The 16,847-nt window shown below is 46.0% G+C and carries 15 protein-coding genes and 3 riboswitches; of the genes, 7 read left to right on the forward strand and 8 right to left on the reverse strand.

The features are described 5' to 3' along the window. Positions 1 to 90: 90 nt before the first annotated feature. Positions 91 to 984 carry a PucR family transcriptional regulator gene (locus tag GNE05_RS19820; protein WP_160183126.1) on the reverse strand — a complete coding sequence of 298 codons (894 nt, stop codon included), beginning with the start codon at positions 982 to 984 and terminating at the stop codon, positions 91 to 93. 166 nt (positions 985 to 1,150) lie between these two features. Beyond that, positions 1,151 to 1,987 (reverse strand): YitT family protein, encoded by an 837-nt coding sequence (locus GNE05_RS19825; RefSeq protein WP_003150818.1) that lies wholly within the window; start codon positions 1,985 to 1,987, stop codon positions 1,151 to 1,153. A gap of 65 nt (positions 1,988 to 2,052) precedes the next feature. Beyond that, a riboswitch (guanidine-I (ykkC/yxkD leader) is annotated at positions 2,053 to 2,154 on the reverse strand. Positions 2,155 to 2,500: 346 nt separating this feature from the next. Between GNE05_RS19825 and GNE05_RS19830 the strand changes: the two genes are divergently transcribed. After that, the gene (locus GNE05_RS19830; protein ID WP_119834765.1) at positions 2,501 to 3,040 is read left to right on the forward strand and encodes a DUF4352 domain-containing protein; all 540 of its coding nucleotides are present in this window, start codon (positions 2,501 to 2,503) and stop codon (positions 3,038 to 3,040) included. A gap of 45 nt (positions 3,041 to 3,085) precedes the next feature. Here the strand turns inward: GNE05_RS19830 and galE are convergent, their stop codons facing one another. Next, complete coding sequence (gene galE, locus GNE05_RS19835; RefSeq protein ID WP_014419237.1) at positions 3,086 to 4,102, reverse strand: UDP-glucose 4-epimerase GalE; 1,017 nt, start codon at positions 4,100 to 4,102, stop codon at positions 3,086 to 3,088. A 210-nt stretch (positions 4,103 to 4,312) separates the two neighbouring features. Here galE and pepT point away from each other — a divergent pair, with 210 nt between their 5' ends. The 4 genes from pepT to GNE05_RS19850 all read left to right on the forward strand — a co-directional run bounded on the left by pepT (position 4,313) and on the right by GNE05_RS19850 (position 8,254). Further along, positions 4,313 to 5,545, forward strand: coding sequence for a peptidase T (gene pepT / locus GNE05_RS19840; RefSeq protein ID WP_014419238.1), 1,233 nt, complete (start codon positions 4,313 to 4,315; stop codon positions 5,543 to 5,545). A gap of 576 nt (positions 5,546 to 6,121) precedes the next feature. Next, entirely contained in the window at positions 6,122 to 6,289 is a 168-nt protein-coding gene (locus tag GNE05_RS21075) for a hypothetical protein (RefSeq protein WP_003150808.1), read from the forward strand. A 103-nt stretch (positions 6,290 to 6,392) separates the two neighbouring features. Continuing rightward, the gene (locus tag GNE05_RS19845; RefSeq protein WP_022553977.1) at positions 6,393 to 6,869 is read left to right on the forward strand and encodes an LURP-one-related/scramblase family protein; all 477 of its coding nucleotides are present in this window, start codon (positions 6,393 to 6,395) and stop codon (positions 6,867 to 6,869) included. An 84-nt stretch (positions 6,870 to 6,953) separates the two neighbouring features. Next, positions 6,954 to 7,040, forward strand: a riboswitch (SAM riboswitch). 77 nt (positions 7,041 to 7,117) lie between these two features. After that, positions 7,118 to 8,254, forward strand: a complete 1,137-nt coding sequence (locus GNE05_RS19850) for a 5-methyltetrahydropteroyltriglutamate--homocysteine S-methyltransferase (RefSeq protein ID WP_029972954.1) — start codon at positions 7,118 to 7,120, stop codon at positions 8,252 to 8,254. A gap of 33 nt (positions 8,255 to 8,287) precedes the next feature. Here the strand turns inward: GNE05_RS19850 and GNE05_RS19855 are convergent, their stop codons facing one another. Then, positions 8,288 to 9,169, reverse strand: a complete 882-nt coding sequence (locus tag GNE05_RS19855; protein WP_014419241.1) for a methyltransferase domain-containing protein — start codon at positions 9,167 to 9,169, stop codon at positions 8,288 to 8,290. 363 nt (positions 9,170 to 9,532) lie between these two features. After that, positions 9,533 to 9,633, forward strand: a riboswitch (purine riboswitch). Between the two features lie 135 nt (positions 9,634 to 9,768). Between GNE05_RS19855 and GNE05_RS19860 the strand changes: the two genes are divergently transcribed. After that, positions 9,769 to 10,962, forward strand: a complete 1,194-nt coding sequence (locus GNE05_RS19860; RefSeq protein WP_014419242.1) for a NupC/NupG family nucleoside CNT transporter — start codon at positions 9,769 to 9,771, stop codon at positions 10,960 to 10,962. A 47-nt stretch (positions 10,963 to 11,009) separates the two neighbouring features. On the opposite strand, the gene GNE05_RS19865 is transcribed toward GNE05_RS19860, so the two are convergent. The 3 genes from GNE05_RS19865 to GNE05_RS19875 form a co-directional block, all read right to left on the reverse strand. Next, positions 11,010 to 11,684 (reverse strand): DUF3298 and DUF4163 domain-containing protein, encoded by a 675-nt coding sequence (locus GNE05_RS19865; RefSeq protein ID WP_021494710.1) that lies wholly within the window; start codon positions 11,682 to 11,684, stop codon positions 11,010 to 11,012. Between the two features lie 139 nt (positions 11,685 to 11,823). Beyond that, positions 11,824 to 12,117, reverse strand: coding sequence for a hypothetical protein (locus GNE05_RS19870; protein WP_029972958.1), 294 nt, complete (start codon positions 12,115 to 12,117; stop codon positions 11,824 to 11,826). Between the two features lie 207 nt (positions 12,118 to 12,324). After that, complete coding sequence (locus GNE05_RS19875; protein WP_160183127.1) at positions 12,325 to 14,376, reverse strand: catalase; 2,052 nt, start codon at positions 14,374 to 14,376, stop codon at positions 12,325 to 12,327. Between the two features lie 200 nt (positions 14,377 to 14,576). Here GNE05_RS19875 and citH point away from each other — a divergent pair, with 200 nt between their 5' ends. Beyond that, complete coding sequence (gene citH / locus GNE05_RS19880; protein WP_021494706.1) at positions 14,577 to 15,857, forward strand: citrate transporter CitH; 1,281 nt, start codon at positions 14,577 to 14,579, stop codon at positions 15,855 to 15,857. A 41-nt stretch (positions 15,858 to 15,898) separates the two neighbouring features. Here the strand turns inward: citH and bglS are convergent, their stop codons facing one another. Then, positions 15,899 to 16,630, reverse strand: a complete 732-nt coding sequence (bglS, locus tag GNE05_RS19885; protein ID WP_017418586.1) for a beta-glucanase — start codon at positions 16,628 to 16,630, stop codon at positions 15,899 to 15,901. Between the last annotated feature and the right edge of the window lie 217 nt (positions 16,631 to 16,847).

Below are 16,847 nucleotides of genomic sequence, written 5' to 3' on the forward strand. Positions count from 1 at the left end.
TTCTTTAATAGGATTGTAACAGCGTCAGACGGAGGCGGATATAGGCAATGTTCATAAAAAAAGTCCGCTGCCTTCGTGCACATTTCCCATTTAATGTGATTTTTCATACTGCAGACAAATGAAATAAGCCAGCAGGGCGCCCCGATATGTCTTAATATCAATACCCGAGCGTTCCGCAAATTTATCAATCCGATATTGAAGACTGTTGCGGTGCAAATGCAGTCTTTTCGATGTGAGCGACATGTTCGAGTTATGTTCAATAAAAGTCTGAATCGTATGCTTCAGCTCCGGTTCTTTCTGAAACAGCAGCACCGCTTCTTCGTGAAGCAAGGCTGAGAGCTTTTCTCTGCTTTCTTCCATGAGCATAGCCGGAAATACCGTTTCCGCGGTCAGCGTGCTCAGCTGCGGGAGATGACGCCGGCCAATCTGACAATATTGCTGTTCTCTCCGATAATGAAGGCGCAGACGTTCTCCCGCGCCATAATACCTTCCGATGAAAAAACGGACACTGAAATAAAAATCGCCTTCGAGAATCTTCACAAAAGATGCGATGTCATCCGAATCTGGCGCTTCCAGCTTTTCTTCCTCCACAATCACGCCCTGATCCCTTCCCGTCCGGACAACTGTATATGAAACCGGCCAGAAATGGCGCAGCGCTTCTGTAAATGCCCCCCAGTCCCGTTCTCCCAATAAGTCATAATGGATAAAACGGACACGCAGCTCCTTGACATCAGGCACCGGGCCTTCTTCCAGCAGAAACCGCCGCCACCTCTTTGCTGCCGCCGTCTCCGGAAAAAAAACGCCTTTTTCTTCAGCGGGCGCCAAAAGTGATTCCAGAAGCAGTTTCTCCTTCGGGGTGATATCCTCCTTCGGAATGGCGACATAGACCCGCCTTTTCTCATCATAAAAGCAAAAGACATCCTCCGCCGTACAGCACGTATCAGACAACACAGCCCTCGGGTAAATTGCCAATAACGGGTTCATATGCGCTCCTCTCTATCGCTCTATCATATTTTCAGTATAAAACGTCCGGCCGATTGTATCCACTTCGTTTTAAGAAACAGCTTTCAGGCTATTTCCCGGGAAACGGATCATAACAGCTTCTGCCGGCATAAGAAAAAAACCCTCCGCGCCGGCAGAGGGATCCTTTTTATTTAGAGATATCGACGAAGCCTTCACCAAAGACGTCACGCACATCATGAACAATGACAAACGCTTTTGTATCACAGCTTTTAATAATTTTTTTGAGCATGGAAAGCTCTTGTTTCTGGATGACGATATATAAAATTTCCTTCGACTGCCCCGTGTAATTTCCTTTACCCGACAGCAGCGTAACCCCTCTGTCCATAAGCGTATTAACCTGTTCAGCGATTTCGTGCTTATGCTCAGATATAATCGTCACCGCTTTTTTCGTATTCAGGCCTTCAATGATAAAGTCCATCACCTTCGTTCCGATGTACAGCATGACAATGGTAAACATCATTTTTTCCGCACCGATGATGAAATAAGAACTGAAGACGACAATCAGATCAAAGAACAAAAGCGCATAGCTGATATTCCAATCGAGATATTTGTTCGCAATCCTCGCCAAAATGGCAGAACCCGCAGTCGTGCCTCCGACTCGAATAATGATCCCGATTCCGACACCGGCAAACACACCCGCAAAAATAGTATTAATAATGAGTTCATGTGAAGGCGAGTGCCAATCATGCGTCAGATGCAGAAACAGTGAGTTGGCGACAACGGTAATGATCGTATAAAGCGTTGTTTTTCCGTCTAAAAATTTGTATCCGATTATCAATAAGATCCCGTTCAAAATGATATTCGTCACCCCGGGCGACCATTCAAACACATAGTACAAAATCAGGGTGATTCCCGTTACCCCGCCCTCTCCAAGATCATTCGGAATGGCGAATAAATTAACGGCCAAAGCAAAGATAAAAGCCCCAATAATCAGCATCAGCACATCCAGCAATCTCTTTTTCATCCCAGACACTCCCTTTATATAAAATCAAAAAAGCCCGGGAGAGCACTCTTCATTAAAAGAGCAGAAACTCCCGGGCTTTTATCCCAACGTGTCACAGCAGGAACCTGCTGTGTGTTTTCTCTCGGTCCAGACCAATTCAGCATTGCGGAACCCTAGAAAACCACTGTTTTTTATGTTCAGTTTTTGTATATCTTTCAAGATTATACGGGAAATCACGAACATGTTCAACCACTCTTTTTTCAATAAACCTATAAAAAATTCGAACGATCTGCCGATACTAAAAAAGGCCTTTAAAATACATGACTAAAAAACCATTAAAATACTTTTTTTCTCAAAATATTATTGACTATAGGTTATTTTACAGGCATTATAGTATGTAGTTTTTAAGAAATAGTTTACATAGGAGGAAATATTATGGCAGGCAACCTGGTGTCTTGTAAGGCATGCGGCAAAGAAATCGCTAAAGGCGTTAAAAAATGCCCAAACTGCGGTAAAGATCAGAGAAACTTTTTTATGAGACATAAAATTATCACATTGCTTCTGGCAGTAGTGGTTATTATCATTCTCGTAAACATCGGCGGCGGAGGCGGATCTTCATCATCTAAAACCGCGTCTTCAAAAGCTGCGGAATCCAAGGAAAAACTGTATAACATCGGTGACACTGTTAAGACTGAGAAAACTGAAGTTACTGTTACCAAAGTGGAAAAAAGAGATTCAGTAGGCTCTCAATTTGTCGAGAAAAAAGCGTCTGACGGCGGCGTTATCGTAGCTGTTCAATACACAGTTAAAAATGTTTCAAACAAGCCGTTAAGCTCTTTCTCCATTCCAAGAGCGAAATTAGTAGATTCTAAAGGAACATCCTATGATTCAGATATTGATGCTTCTTCAAGCTATGCAACAGAAACAAAAGTAGACAACAGTAAAATTTTAAGTGACTTGAACCCGAACATTAAAGTTACTGACGTAAAAGCTTTTGAAGTTGATAAAAACGCATACTCTAAAGGCACTTGGAAATTAAAGTTCAGCAACGATGTTGAAGTGAAAATTAAATAATGACCGTAATAAAAGAGACCTTCACCATTTGAAGGTCTCTTTCTTTTACACCTTTTGGTACCCGTTCACATTGGAGGACTGCCACTTCCAAGAGTCGGCGCACATTTCTTCAAGCCCGCGCTTTGCTTCCCAGCCTAATTCAGCCTTCGCTTTTGCCGGGTCTGCGAAGCATGCGGCGATGTCTCCCGGGCGCCGGGCGGCAAAACGGTACGGCACTTCTTTTCCTGATACTTTTTCAAACGCTTTGACCATCTCAAGAACGCTGTAGCCTCTTCCCGTGCCGAGATTATAGGCATCCGCGCCTGTTGTGTTCAGCACCTTCTCAAGCGCTCTGACGTGGCCCTCGGCAAGATCAACGACATGGATGTAATCCCGCACGCCGGTGCCGTCCTTTGTCGGATAATCATTGCCGAACACCTGCAATTGCTCAAGCTTGCCGACAGCGACTTGGGCGACGTACGGCATTAAATTATTCGGGATGCCGTTCGGGTCTTCTCCGATCCGGCCGCTCGGGTGCGCGCCGAACGGATTAAAGTAGCGGAGCAGCGCAATGCTCCATTCAGAGTCCGCTTTATGCAGATCGCGTAAAATCTGTTCCAGCATCAGCTTTGTCTGCCCGTAAGGATTGGTCGCGCTTAATGGAAAATCCTCAGTGATCGGCGTTGTTTCCGGAACGCCGTAAACCGTCGCTGAAGAACTGAAGACGATTTTTTTCACACCGTGTGCCTGCATGGCTTCACATAAAATAAACGTCCCCGTCAGATTATTATGATAATAACGGAGCGGAACAGCCACAGACTCACCGACCGCTTTTAATCCCGCAAAATGAATGACGGCTTCAATCTCATTTTCAGCAAACACCCGGTGAACGGCATCACGGTCAAGGAGATCCGCTTCATAAAACACAAGCCCTTTTCCGGTAATGTCTTTCACACGCTCCAATGCTTCCGGTGAACTATTTGACAGATTATCCAGAACCACGATGTCATAGCCGCCGTTTAACAGCTCGACACATGTGTGGCTTCCGATATAACCCGCTCCGCCTGTCACTAAAATCGCCATGAAGAAAGCCTCCTCTATTGAATGAATTGACCATATTATATCGGTTTTTTCTTTCTCAAACATCCATTTCCAAAAAGTTTAATCGTTTAGTCATCGTTTCTTCATAATTTGTTTTCATTCGCGTAAAACAGAGAGCCCTCGAATCAAACCGGTTGTGAAATAGAAATCCCTCCCCCGCGCATGGTAAGATAAGACAAAGGAGATGACGGTATGAAAAATGAAATCATTGAACGCTTTACCTCTTACGTAAAAGTCGATACACAGTCTGACGAAAACAATGAAAACTGCCCTTCAACCCCCGGCCAGCTGACATTGGCCAACATGCTGGCAGATGAATTAAAGTCGATCGGCATGACAGAAATCACAGTCGATGACAATGGGTACGTCATGGCGACTCTGCCGGCAAATACGGATAAAGACGTGCCGACTGTCGGTTTTCTGGCTCACGTGGACACCGCGACCGATTTTACCGGAAAAAATGTGAATCCTCAGATTATTGAGAGCTACGACGGACATGATATCGTTTTGAATGACAAACTCAATGTCGTCCTGTCGCCTGAGCAATTCCCGGAGCTCTCCCGCTATAAAGGCCAGACGCTGATCACAACAGACGGCACGACGCTGCTCGGAGCCGACAACAAAGCGGGCATTGCCGAAATCATGACGGCAATGGCGTACTTGATCAAACATCCGGACATCAAACACGGAACGATCCGGGTTGCGTTCACGCCCGATGAAGAAATCGGCAGAGGCCCTCACAAATTCGATGTCGGCCGCTTCAACGCCGCATTCGCCTACACGATAGACGGAGGCCCCCTCGGCGAACTGCAATATGAAAGCTTTAACGCAGCCGCCGCAAAGCTGACTTGTTACGGAAAAAGCGTCCACCCGGGAACGGCGAAAAACAAAATGGTCAACGCTTCAAAAATCGCGATGGAATTTCATCACGCGCTGCCGAAAGAAGAAGCGCCGGAATATACGGAAGGGTATGAAGGCTTCTATCATTTACTTTCCATGAACGGAGACGTTTCTGAAGCCGCCCTGTCGTACATCATCAGAGACTTTGACAGAGACCGCTTTGCAGAACGAAAAGAATATATGCAGAAAACCGCCGATGCGCTGGCGGCCAAATACGGCAAGGAAAGCATCAAGCTTGAACTGCGTGATCAATATTACAACATGAGAGAAAAAATCGAACCGGTCAAAGAGATAGTCGATGTCGCCTATCAAGCCATGAAAAACCTCGACATCGAACCGATTATCGAACCGATCCGGGGCGGAACCGACGGATCACAGCTCTCTTACATGGGGCTGCCGACACCGAACATTTTTACGGGCGGCCAAAACTTCCACGGAAAATATGAATACATTTCCGTCGATCATATGGAAAAGGCGGTAAACGTCATTGTTGAAATCGCCAGGCTCTTTGAAGAGCGCGCTTAAAACCAAAGCCCCCTGCTTTGGTTTTTTTCTTTCACATGAAACCTTTCCTTCTTTCTTTCCGTATATAAGGTATGAAATGGAAAGAAGGAGTGAAGACTATGGCAAGAGGGACTGTAGCGAAAGAATTGAAAAAAACCTTAAAAGACCCGCGTGTTCTGGAGACGAAATCAAACCCTTTTAAAAAGCTGCGGAAAATGTTCAAACGATTTTTTTAAGATAACATCTCGTTTTCTTTAAAAAAATAAAGAAAGCGCTGTCATTCCGCAGTCATCTGTTAGAAGCAGTTATTTTGCATATGATAAGGTTTTTTAGGGTACTGAATAACACAAGGCAAACGAAAACAACGAAGTGGTTAATTAGACTCTTACAAAAAATAGTGAAAAAGTTATATAAACGATCATCATTCATCAGCCGATACAATCTATAGAACCACAACAAGAGCAAATTTTCTTCAACCCCTAGTCATTTTTACGGAAAATGACGTTATTTTTTAAAAAAGTGACAATTATTTGAATACTTTTCGTTTGTTTTTTCGTACAATAATAATACCAAAACTTTTTTTGGGAGGTATGTAAAATGATGCTACTTATTTTTGCTGCTTTGACAGGGTATCTTGTTTTCTCTTTCAGTAAGGACAACCGCCGGAAAACGCCAAAGACAAGCCCGCTGGTGACAGCTGCCGACACGAATAACATCATTGATTTAAATGCGATCCGTCAAAAACGCCGGATGCCGCTATCATAAAAACGACAGCTGCCGCAAAATCGGCAGCCTTTTTTTTATGCACCCGGCCGATATGAAACCATCCGCCTCCTTTTTTCGTACAACATAAAAAAGGAGTTTTTTTATGTACCATTTTTATATCAAAGAGCGGATGTTTACGTTTAAGAATCGTTTTCAAGTGTTTCTTGAAAGCGGGAAAGAAGTCTACAATGTTGAAGGAAAGCTGTTTTCATTCGGTGATGAACTGAAGCTGACTGATTTGGACGGCCGCACGCTCGCCAGCGTCAATCAGAAACTGATGTCGCTCGTTCCCCGTTACGAGATTTCCGTCAGCGGCAAACCCGTCTGCCAAGTCATCAAGAAAGTCACGTTATTCAAACCGAAATTTGAAATTTCCGGACTCGGCTGGGATCTTACCGGCGATGTGTGGGGCCGGAATTTTCAAGTGACAGACGGAAAATCAAACCGGATGACCGTCACCAAATCATGGATGAGCTGGGGCGATTCCTATCATTTGCAGATTGAAAAGGAAGAGGATATCGTTCTTTGTCTCGCGATCGCCATTGTGATAGATATGATTCTATTTGAGGGTGACAAATAAAAATATTTATCGAAATATATTGACAATATAAGATAATATACTAAGATTAAGAGTATTACAGTTTATTCTGAAAAATAGCATATTTCCTTATCAAGAGAGGTGGAGGGACTGGCCCTATGATACCCGGCAACCGCTGTTCAGCAGAATGGTGCTAAATCCTGAAGATAAGGTTGAGATTTGCGGACGCAAGCTCTTCCCTATCCGAGGGAAGAGCTTTTTATATTTCATCAGGAAAGAAGGAATCGTTCATGTCACAGCAAAACACAGAACAACCATTGCATACGCTTCTAAGAAAAAACCCGCCGTTTCGCGCGGATCAGGTCGGAAGCCTGCTGCGGCCGGCGGCTGTGAAGCAAGCCCGCCTGCAAAGAGCGGCGGGTGAGATTTCGGCAGAACAGCTGCGCGAAATCGAAAACAGAGAAATCATCCGCAGTGTGGAAAAGCAGAAAGAAACCGGCCTCAATGTCGTGACTGACGGCGAATTCCGCCGTGCCTGGTGGCATTTTGATTTTCTCGAAAACTTAGACGGCGTCGAAGCATTTACGCCTGAAAGCGGCATTCAGTTTCACAACGTACAGACGAAAGCGCGCGGCATTAAAGTAACGGGAGATATTGATTTTTCTCAGCATCCGATGCTCGAAGATTATAAATTCCTGCACAGCATTGCCGGCGATGCTGTTCCGAAAATGACCATCCCAAGTCCGAATATGCTGTTTTTCCGCGGAAAATTGGAAAAAGCGTCCTACCAGAATGATTACAAACAATTTCAGCACGATGTGTCAAAGGCGTATAAAAAAGCGATTCAAGCTTTCTATGACGCCGGGTGCCGCTACCTTCAGCTCGATGACACCGCATGGGCCGTTTTCTTATCGGAAGCGGGGCTTCGTCAGATTGAAGCTTTCGGCACAACGCCGGATGAGCTGCGCAAGCTGTTTGCCGCTTCCATTAATGACGCCATCAAGGACCGCCCTGACGATCTGAAGGTTACGATGCATATCTGCCGCGGCAACTTCCAATCCACATGGACGGCTGAAGGCGGCTATGATGCAGCGGCTGAAACGATTTTTGACGGGCTTGACCTTGACGGATTGTTCCTGGAATATGATGATTCCCGCTCCGGCGGCTTTGAACCGCTCCGCTATGTCAAACGCTCTGATCTTCAGCTTGTGCTTGGATTGATTACGTCGAAACATGGCGAACTTGAAGACAAGGACGCGATTAAACGCCGGATTGAAGAAGCTTCACAATATGTCAGCCTGGATCAGCTTTGCCTCAGCCCGCAATGCGGATTCGCCTCCACTGAGGAAGGAAACCTGATCACAGAAGAACAGCAATGGGCGAAACTGCGCCATGTCGTCAACATTGCCGGTGAAGTCTGGAAATAAAAAAAGACACGCGTTTAGCGTGTCTTTTCTGTTTTACAGCGGACCGGTTCCGATTAAAATATCGATATCTATCGTGACAGCAGCCTCTTTCCGGCTGATAAACCGCCGGATGCTGTCATCATTACATTTCCATGTTAAGGGCGTCATTTTCACAAGCCGCTCGAGGTCAGGCTGCGATAAGGTCTTCGTGTAACACAGCGGTTTGCGCTCAAAGGTTTGAAAGCCCGCTTGGAATCGTCCGGCCGCAGAATCGGCGGTGTCATTCCGCCGAGGACTGTCTCCGAAGAAGAATTCCCTTACTTCCTTCAAATAATCACGCCGCGGCACCGCTTTAATGACTGTGCCGCCCTTTTTTAAAAGCCTGCTGCATTCCTTGTAATTCCAAGGTGATAAAACGGACATTACGACATCAAAACAGCTGTCGGCAAACGGCGCATCCGCCACATCAGCGACGGCAAACACCATATGATTCCCGAAGGCCTTTGCGGCGTGCAGCACACCTTCTTTCGAGAGATCAATGCCGATTCCCGTCACGGAAAAAGCGGGCTGAAGCAATTTGCATACGGCGGCTAAATGAGAGCCTTCTCCGCACCCCGCATCCAATATCGCCGCCGGTTTATGCGGAGATTGCTTACGGCTGATGACGGCGGCGATCTCCTTTTGAACCGGCCCAAAAAATTCCCGGCTGTCAAAAAGCTCGCGTCTCGCTTCGAACAGCTGCCTGTCATAGCGGGTTTTGACCGATTTATTGAGGAAATTCACATATCCTTGTTTTGATATATCAAATGTATGCCCCTGTCCGCAAATCAAGCTTTTGTATTGTGAGACCGCCATGGCCGACCGGCATAGCGGACACCTGAACACGGACTGGCATGATTGCAGTAATTCCGCGCGTTTTCTTTTTATAGACGTCAAAAAAAACACCTCATTCATTCGTTATTCCGATGAAATGAAAAAGGCATAGACAAATAAACCTCGCCAAATTGGAAGGTTTAACCTATTTATCTATACCTCTCATTATCTGTAACGAATGAACTGAATGATCACGAAAATGACCCCTTTTCTGCCGTCTTTTGAAGGCTGTGCCCTCAGATCCATTTTATCAGCTGCATCCCGTCTTTACAATGAACCGGAACGGTTTTTGGGGGTATTTTAAACCTTTATTATCCAATTACTTATGAACATCCTTTATTTTCTTTATTTATAATATAAATTTATTATTTTGAAAATATCTAAAAAGGTTGATTTTCAAAAATTGAAACGATAAAATACTGCTATCTCATGTAATATCGTTATTCTTGTATATGATCAGTAATATGGTCTGATTGTTTCTACCTAGTGCCGTAAAAGACTAGACTACAAGAAAGTTTGCATAAATTTGAACGAGTGAAAAGCATATGACGCTGTCTATTCTTTTCTTTTGGCTCTTATTTATCACACTTTCTGGCTTTCAGGAATTTGTGACGAATAAGAGCTTTTTTTATTTCCATAATACCCTTATAGGAGTTGCTCACATGTACTTTTTATTGAACATTGTCGGTCTCATTGTTGTCATGGCTGTTGTTTTCTTATGCTCTCCCAACAAGAAGAAGATTAAATGGCGTCCGATTGTCATGCTCCTCGTCTTTGAGTTTCTGATTACTTGGTTTATGTTAGGGACAAAAGTCGGCGGCTTTGTCATCGGGAAGATCGGCGCGTTCTTTACATGGCTGATTTCCTGCGCCAGTCAAGGGATTGCGTTCGCTTTTCCGTCTGTTATGGCCAATCCGACGGTTGATTTTTTCTTCAGCGCATTGCTGCCGATTATCTTCGTCGTGACCTTCTTTGATATGCTGTCGTATTTCGGTATTCTGCCGTGGCTCATTGATAAAATCGGCTGGCTGATTTCTAAAATATCCCGTCTGCCGAAGCTGGAGAGCTTTTTCTCCATCCAGATGATGTTTTTAGGAAATACGGAAGCTTTAGCCGTCATCCGCCAGCAGCTTGCCGCCGTCAGCAACAATCGGCTTCTGACATTCGGGCTGATGAGCATGAGCAGCATCAGCGGCTCGATCATCGGATCGTACTTGACGATGGTTCCGTCCACTTATGTGTTTACAGCCATCCCGCTGAATTGCTTAAACGCCCTTTTAATCGCCAATATGCTGAATCCCGTGGACGTTTCTAAAGAGGATGATATTATTTACGTTCCTTCAAAAGCGGAGAAAAAAGACTTCTTCTCCACAATCTCTAACAGTATGCTTGTCGGCATGAACATGGTCATTGTCATTTTAGCGATGGTGATCGGATATGTGGCGTTAACGGCCGCGTTAAACGGCGTACTCGGATTGTTCATGCACGGTTTGACCATTCAAAAGATTTTCTCATACATCTTCAGTCCGTTTGCCTTCCTTCTCGGATTAGGCGGACATGACGCGATGTATGTCGCACAGCTGATGGGCATCAAGCTCGCGACGAATGAATTTGTGGCAATGGCCGATCTGAAAGGGCAGCTGAATTCACTTCCGCCGCACACGATTGCCGTGGCTACGACATTCCTGACATCATTCGCAAACTTCAGCACCATCGGTATGATCTACGGATCTTATCAATCTCTGCTTGATGGTGAAAAATCAGCCATCATCGGAAAAAACGTCTGGAAGCTGCTTGTCAGCGGAATTGCCGTTTCCTTATTGAGCGCGGCGATTGTCGGATTGTTTGTCTGGTAATAGAAAAAAAGCGATACCGCTCCGTTTTGGAGTGATATCGCTTTTTTTTATTGATAGACGGATGCAGGTACGAAAACGTCCCGGATTCCTGCCGCGTACGGTCCGAGATCATATTGTCCGAACACAACGGCAATGCCGTTTTTCGTAAAGAAGAAAGGTCTTTCGTTATTCAGGATGATCTCCTGTTTTTTAACGTCCTGATCGAACAGATCATCATGTTTCTTGATGTAACCGTAAAGATAGTCTCTCGTCTTGTTAGCTTTCGTTTTTGTATTCAGCACATTATCGAGTGTGACCCGTTTTTTTGCGGCCAAGTCGTAATTAAAGGTCTGAACGGATGTCAGCCCGTGTGCGCCGCCTGTGTAACTGTAGTCTTCCGTCTGAATGCTGAGCTTGCCGTCTTGATTATACTTCACCTTGAAATCTGCCTGGTATTCCGCTTTGTAGCCTTGTTTCTCACCGTCTTTTTTGTTTTTCACATATTCTTTGTACGATTGTTCAATATAACGTTTAAAGTCCTGATTGATTTTCTTTTCAAAAGATGCGTTTCCCGTATTTGTGACCTCGGGGTATGTCAGCTGCTTTACATGCTTATACGTATGGCTTTTGACAACGGGCTTTGCGGTTTGCGCGGCTTCGGCTGAAGGCGCGAAACCTCCGAACGGCGCGGCTGTCAGCACGGTTAAGAGCACAGCCGCCATCATTTTGAATGCCTTTTTCATCACAACTCCTCCTTTTCATTACCGTTCCCTTTTTGAAAACGGATTACACTCTATAGACAGCGCAGATCAGCAAATTGTTTCTGGGCCTTCTTTCACATTTTCTCCATAAAAAAAGAGACATGGAAAATCCACGCCTCTTTTACCGTGAAGGTCTTTGCGCAATGGCTTCATAAACGGCTTCCGCCAAATCGGAGTTGCCGAACATCTCCAAAACGCCGATAACGGTTTGATCAGGAATCCGTTCTGATTCCTCCTTCGGCACGACAAGTTCTTCAGCCGTTTTTCGCAGCTCTTCGTTTAAAGGCTGTCCGGGGTAAGCCTTGCTGTAAATGGCCATCGGATCAAGGTCATGATTGACGCACCATTGGGCAAACACCAAAATCATCATGTTTTCGTCACGCCGGTAATATTCTTCGAGTTGTTTTTGATTCATATGTTTAGCTCCGCTATTATCTTTTTTTATTACTTTATCATATTTATATTAAGACTTCATTCTTTTTAGTTTTTAAGGGGTTGGATATGCCGAAGTACCCCATAATAGACTCAACTAATGAGTTATTACTAGGCGGAGTGATCTTAATTTTCTCATTTCTGATAAACTAAAAAAAAAGCACCCTTAACAGGGTACTTTTGACTATTCTTATATGTTTCTGTCCCAATGCCGATGCTCAGCCACGGCTTTCAGAAATTGTTCGCAGTTTCCGTCCGGAACAAGGCCGGGGCCGTTTTCGGTTCCGGCGGCGAGGGCGAGAAGTTCTTTTCCTTCACCGGAGGCGCCGATCGCTTTGTAATGGCTGAAGGCTTCGTTAACGAAGTCTCTGGCCGATTTTTGGGCTTTGAGGCTGTCTGTGCTTTGTTTTCCGCCCGGAATGAAAACAGCGTCGTACAGGACGGAATCCGCTGTCAGGAAAGTGGCTGACGCTTCGAGCTCCGTGCCGTTTTCTCCCTTCACGGTCCCAAGCGCGGGGCTGATGATATCGGCTCTGACTCCCGCCTGTTTGCATGCATCAAGCACTTGTTTGACTTTCTCATCAGAAAACCCGTGGTCGGTTAAAACCGCAACCTGCCTTGTCGCTGCCGTCTTCACCGTGTTTTCCTGGCTTAAGGCCGGGGAAGTGAACGTTTCATCAGATTCACGATCCTTCGGCGGCGGGTTCACGCCGATTCCTTTCGCAACACGCTCGGCTAGCCCGGCGTCGACGTGACTGAAGACATCAACCACCTGCTGCTGCACACCCTTGCTGTTCACTTTTCCGACTTCAAAACAGAACGCGGAGATGATATGTTCTTTCTCGGCGGTAGACATGCTGTTCCAGAACATCTTGGCCTGAGAAAAATAATCATTGAAGCTCTCACTGCGCTGGCGGATTTTTCTGCCTTCTACTTTTTCCTGGTAATGAACGTATCCGCCTTCTTCTTCTGAGGCCGGCGACGGATCATTGTTCTGCAGGGAATTTTTATGATAGGCGACAGGGCCCTTATTAATCGTCATCCGGTGGTAGCCGTCGTATTGGTTGTTATGGAACGGGCAGACCGGCCGGTTGATCGGAATCTCGTGAAAATTCGGCCCGCCAAGACGGATGAGCTGTGTATCTGTATAAGAGAAAAGCCGGCCTTGAAGAAGCGGATCATTGGTGAAATCAATGCCCGGCACGACATTTCCCGGGTGAAAGGCGACCTGTTCCGTTTCCGCAAAGACATTGTCCTGATTGCGGTCAAGGGTCATTTTTCCGATCAGCTTGACGGGAACCAACTCCTCCGGCCACAGCTTCGTCGGATCAAGGATATCGAAATCAAACTTAAATTCATCTTCTTCGTCAATCATCTGAACACCGAGCTCATACTCGACTTTGCCGCCGTTTTCAATCGTTTCCCACAGGTCACGGCGGTTGAAATCGGGATCTTTCCCGGCAATTTTCTGCGCTTCATCCCATACGAGGGAATGAACGCCGAGCACGGGTTTCCAGTGGAATTTGACAAAGCGCGCTTTTCCTTTCTCGTTGACGAAACGGAACGTATGCACGCCGAAGCCCTCCATCATCCGATAGCTTCGCGGGATGCCGCGGTCAGACATCGTCCACATGACCATGTGCGCGGATTCAGGATTGTTTGCGACAAAATCCCAGAACGTATCATGAGCCGTCGCGGCCTGCGGCATTTCATTGTGCGGTTCCGGTTTTATGGCGTGAACGAGATCCGGGAATTTGATTGCGTCCTGAATGAAGAACACCGGAATATTGTTTCCGACGAGGTCATAGTTCCCTTCTTCAGTATAAAACTTCGTCGCAAATCCCCTGGCGTCACGGACGGTGTCGGCTGACCCCTTGGAGCCCGCCACTGTTGAGAAACGGACGAAAACAGGCGTTTTGACGGACGGGTCCTGCAAAAATTTCGCCCGTGTATATTCCGTCATCGGTTCGTACACCTGAAAATGCCCATGAACGCCGTACCCGCGCGCATGAACGACCCGTTCCGGAATCCGCTCGTGGTCAAAGTGCGTCATTTTTTCACGAAAATGAAAATCCTCCATCAGCGTGGGGCCGCGGACGCCCGCTTTTAAAGAATGCTCATCCTCAGACACGCGAAGCCCCTGATTGGTCGTCATTTTTTTGCCGCTGTTATCAGACCGGTACTGCTCCAGCTGTTCGTCCTTTGAGTGTTCATTTACTCGTTTGTTTTGATCATCACTCATGTCAGTTCCCCCTTTTAAAACGAAACATTCTACAGCACATTTACCCGCGGCGTTCTTCATATAAACTGCTGATCCGCTCATTAGGATTTTAGGTCTGTATTTACATATGCGGTCATACACATTTTGAAATAAGCCATTTTCACAGAAATAAATCGTGAAAGCGCTTACTAATACAGCTGTTGAACAGGGGAGGTCATATCGTGCTTGCCATACTCGGTTTTGTGATGATGATTGTCTTTATGTATCTTATTATGTCTAACCGGCTTTCCGCTCTTATTGCTTTGATTGTCGTTCCTGTTGTGTTTGCCCTGATCAGCGGATTTGGCAAAGATCTCGGCGAGATGATGATTCAAGGCGTTACAGACCTCGCTCCTACCGGGATCATGCTGTTATTCGCCATCCTGTATTTCGGCATTATGATTGACTCAGGTCTGTTTGATCCCCTCATTGCCAAAATCCTATCGCTTGTCAAAGGGGACCCGTTAAAAATCGCCATCGGCACAGCGGTTCTGACGATGACCATTTCGCTGGACGGAGATGGGACAACAACGTATATGATTACGATTGCGGCAATGCTGCCCCTTTACAAACGGCTCGGCATGAACCGTTTGGTGCTGGCGGGAATTGCGATGCTCGGTTCGGGGGTCATGAATATTATTCCGTGGGGCGGGCCGACGGCGAGGGTTTTGGCTTCCTTGAAATTGGACACGTCGGAAGTCTTTACGCCGCTGATTCCCGCTATGATCGCCGGCGTTCTCTGGGTGATCGCCGTTGCTTATCTCCTCGGAAAAAAAGAACGGAAGCGGCTCGGCATCATTTCGATTGAACACGCGCCGTCTTCTGATCCGGAGGCGACACCGCTGAAGCGTCCCGCTCTCCAATGGTTCAACCTGCTGCTGACTGTCGCTCTGATGGCCGCGCTGATCACCAGCCTGCTTCCCATCCCTGTTCTTTTTATGATCGCGTTCGCCATCGCCTTGATGGTCAACTATCCAAATGTCAAAGAGCAGCAGAAACGGATCTCAGCGCATGCGGGTAATGCGTTAAACGTTGTCTCAATGGTGTTTGCGGCAGGCATATTCACAGGCATTCTCTCCGGCACAAAAATGGTCGATGCGATGGCGCATTCTCTCGTTTCCCTCATCCCTGATGCCATGGGCCCGCATCTGCCGTTGATCACTGCGATTGCCAGCATGCCTTTCACCTTTTTCATGTCGAATGACGCCTTTTACTTCGGTGTCCTTCCCATCATCGCCGAAGCCGCTTCCGCTTACGGAATAGACGCCGCTGAAATCGGAAGAGCCTCCTTGCTGGGCCAGCCGGTGCATCTGCTCAGCCCGCTTGTGCCATCCACCTATCTATTGGTCGGAATGGCGGGTGTCAGCTTTGGCGATCATCAAAAATTCACTATTAAATGGGCCGTGGGAACAACGATTGTGATGACGATTGCGGCGCTTTTGATTGGGATTATTTCGTTTTAATTAAAAAAGGATTTCCGTTGGCGGAAATCCTTTTCTGCACATTATTTTTTTGTATAGCGCACCCAGTCATAATGAGCGTATAGCGGATTTACACCATTGTAGGAACCGAGCCAGTCATCGACACCTATCCCATTCCACAAGTTCATCATGATCTTTCCCGGTGTTGTCGGGATTTGGCTTGTCGCAGTATGTTTTAATTGCCCATCGACATACCATTTAATAGAGTTTGGCTGCCAATCGAACGCATACGTATGATAGGCATTGGCCGCGTCAAATCCGAGATCCGCAACCTTCTCATGGTTTCCCGCGCCATTTGTATAATAATTAAATTGAACCTTTGTCGTGTCTTTTCCTAAAAATTCGATATCAATCTCATCCCAAGGAGTGCCATCCGTTGGACCTGTATAAGTGAAGAACGATGAAACGATCCCTGTGTTTTTAGCCGGTTTCATTCTGACTTCATAAAGTCCATAGCCATAGGTTTGAACGGAGCGGTTCTCCCCGCAGTCAAACTTGTTATAAGACGGGCTTGTCAGCGCCAAACGCATTTCACCTGATGACGTCATGGATACATTATTTGCACGCCACGTGCAGTTGAACATATCTCCATTGGAGTAACCATTTGCTTTTTGCCATAATCCGGAGTTATAGCTGTTAAAAGGTTCAAAAAACGATCCGCCTGTTTGAGCTGATGCAGTAGAAGTGATGGCACACAAACTCAAAAACAATCCAGTGACAAGAAGCAGCAGCACTCGTTTCATACGATAAAACATGTCGGCATTCCCCTTTCTTTGAAAGCGATTTCTTTATTGATCATACATGATTCTGTTAAAAGGGGACATCGGTCAGAATAATGATAATAATGAATCTTAAAAAAACCTAAATTACCATCAGCACAAACAGAAATGATCAGCGCTCATTGTAATTTAGGTTTTGCCTGCTTATCAGTATCAATCCTAGCAAGATCATATGTGAATGAAGAAAAAAATG

Origin of the sequence: Bacillus sp. AM1(2019), assembly GCF_009906915.1 — a bacterium.
GTDB lineage: Bacteria > Bacillota > Bacilli > Bacillales > Bacillaceae > Bacillus > Bacillus velezensis.

Coding starts and splice junctions, on each gene's coding strand:
- GNE05_RS19870 (WP_029972958.1), bottom strand. CDS start 12,117: ATGAATCAAAAACAACTCGAAGAATATTACCGGCGTGACGAAAACATG.
- GNE05_RS19860 (WP_014419242.1), top strand. CDS start 9,769: ATGTACTTTTTATTGAACATTGTCGGTCTCATTGTTGTCATGGCTGTT.
- galE (WP_014419237.1), bottom strand. CDS start 4,102: ATGGCGATTTTAGTGACAGGCGGAGCGGGTTATATCGGAAGCCACACA.
- GNE05_RS19850 (WP_029972954.1), top strand. CDS start 7,118: ATGTCACAGCAAAACACAGAACAACCATTGCATACGCTTCTAAGAAAA.
- GNE05_RS19845 (WP_022553977.1), top strand. CDS start 6,393: ATGTACCATTTTTATATCAAAGAGCGGATGTTTACGTTTAAGAATCGT.
- GNE05_RS19825 (WP_003150818.1), bottom strand. CDS start 1,987: ATGAAAAAGAGATTGCTGGATGTGCTGATGCTGATTATTGGGGCTTTT.
- GNE05_RS19865 (WP_021494710.1), bottom strand. CDS start 11,684: ATGAAAAAGGCATTCAAAATGATGGCGGCTGTGCTCTTAACCGTGCTG.
- GNE05_RS19820 (WP_160183126.1), bottom strand. CDS start 984: ATGAACCCGTTATTGGCAATTTACCCGAGGGCTGTGTTGTCTGATACG.
- GNE05_RS19830 (WP_119834765.1), top strand. CDS start 2,501: ATGAGACATAAAATTATCACATTGCTTCTGGCAGTAGTGGTTATTATC.
- pepT (WP_014419238.1), top strand. CDS start 4,313: ATGAAAAATGAAATCATTGAACGCTTTACCTCTTACGTAAAAGTCGAT.
- GNE05_RS21075 (WP_003150808.1), top strand. CDS start 6,122: ATGATGCTACTTATTTTTGCTGCTTTGACAGGGTATCTTGTTTTCTCT.
- GNE05_RS19875 (WP_160183127.1), bottom strand. CDS start 14,376: ATGAGTGATGATCAAAACAAACGAGTAAATGAACACTCAAAGGACGAA.
- bglS (WP_017418586.1), bottom strand. CDS start 16,630: ATGTTTTATCGTATGAAACGAGTGCTGCTGCTTCTTGTCACTGGATTG.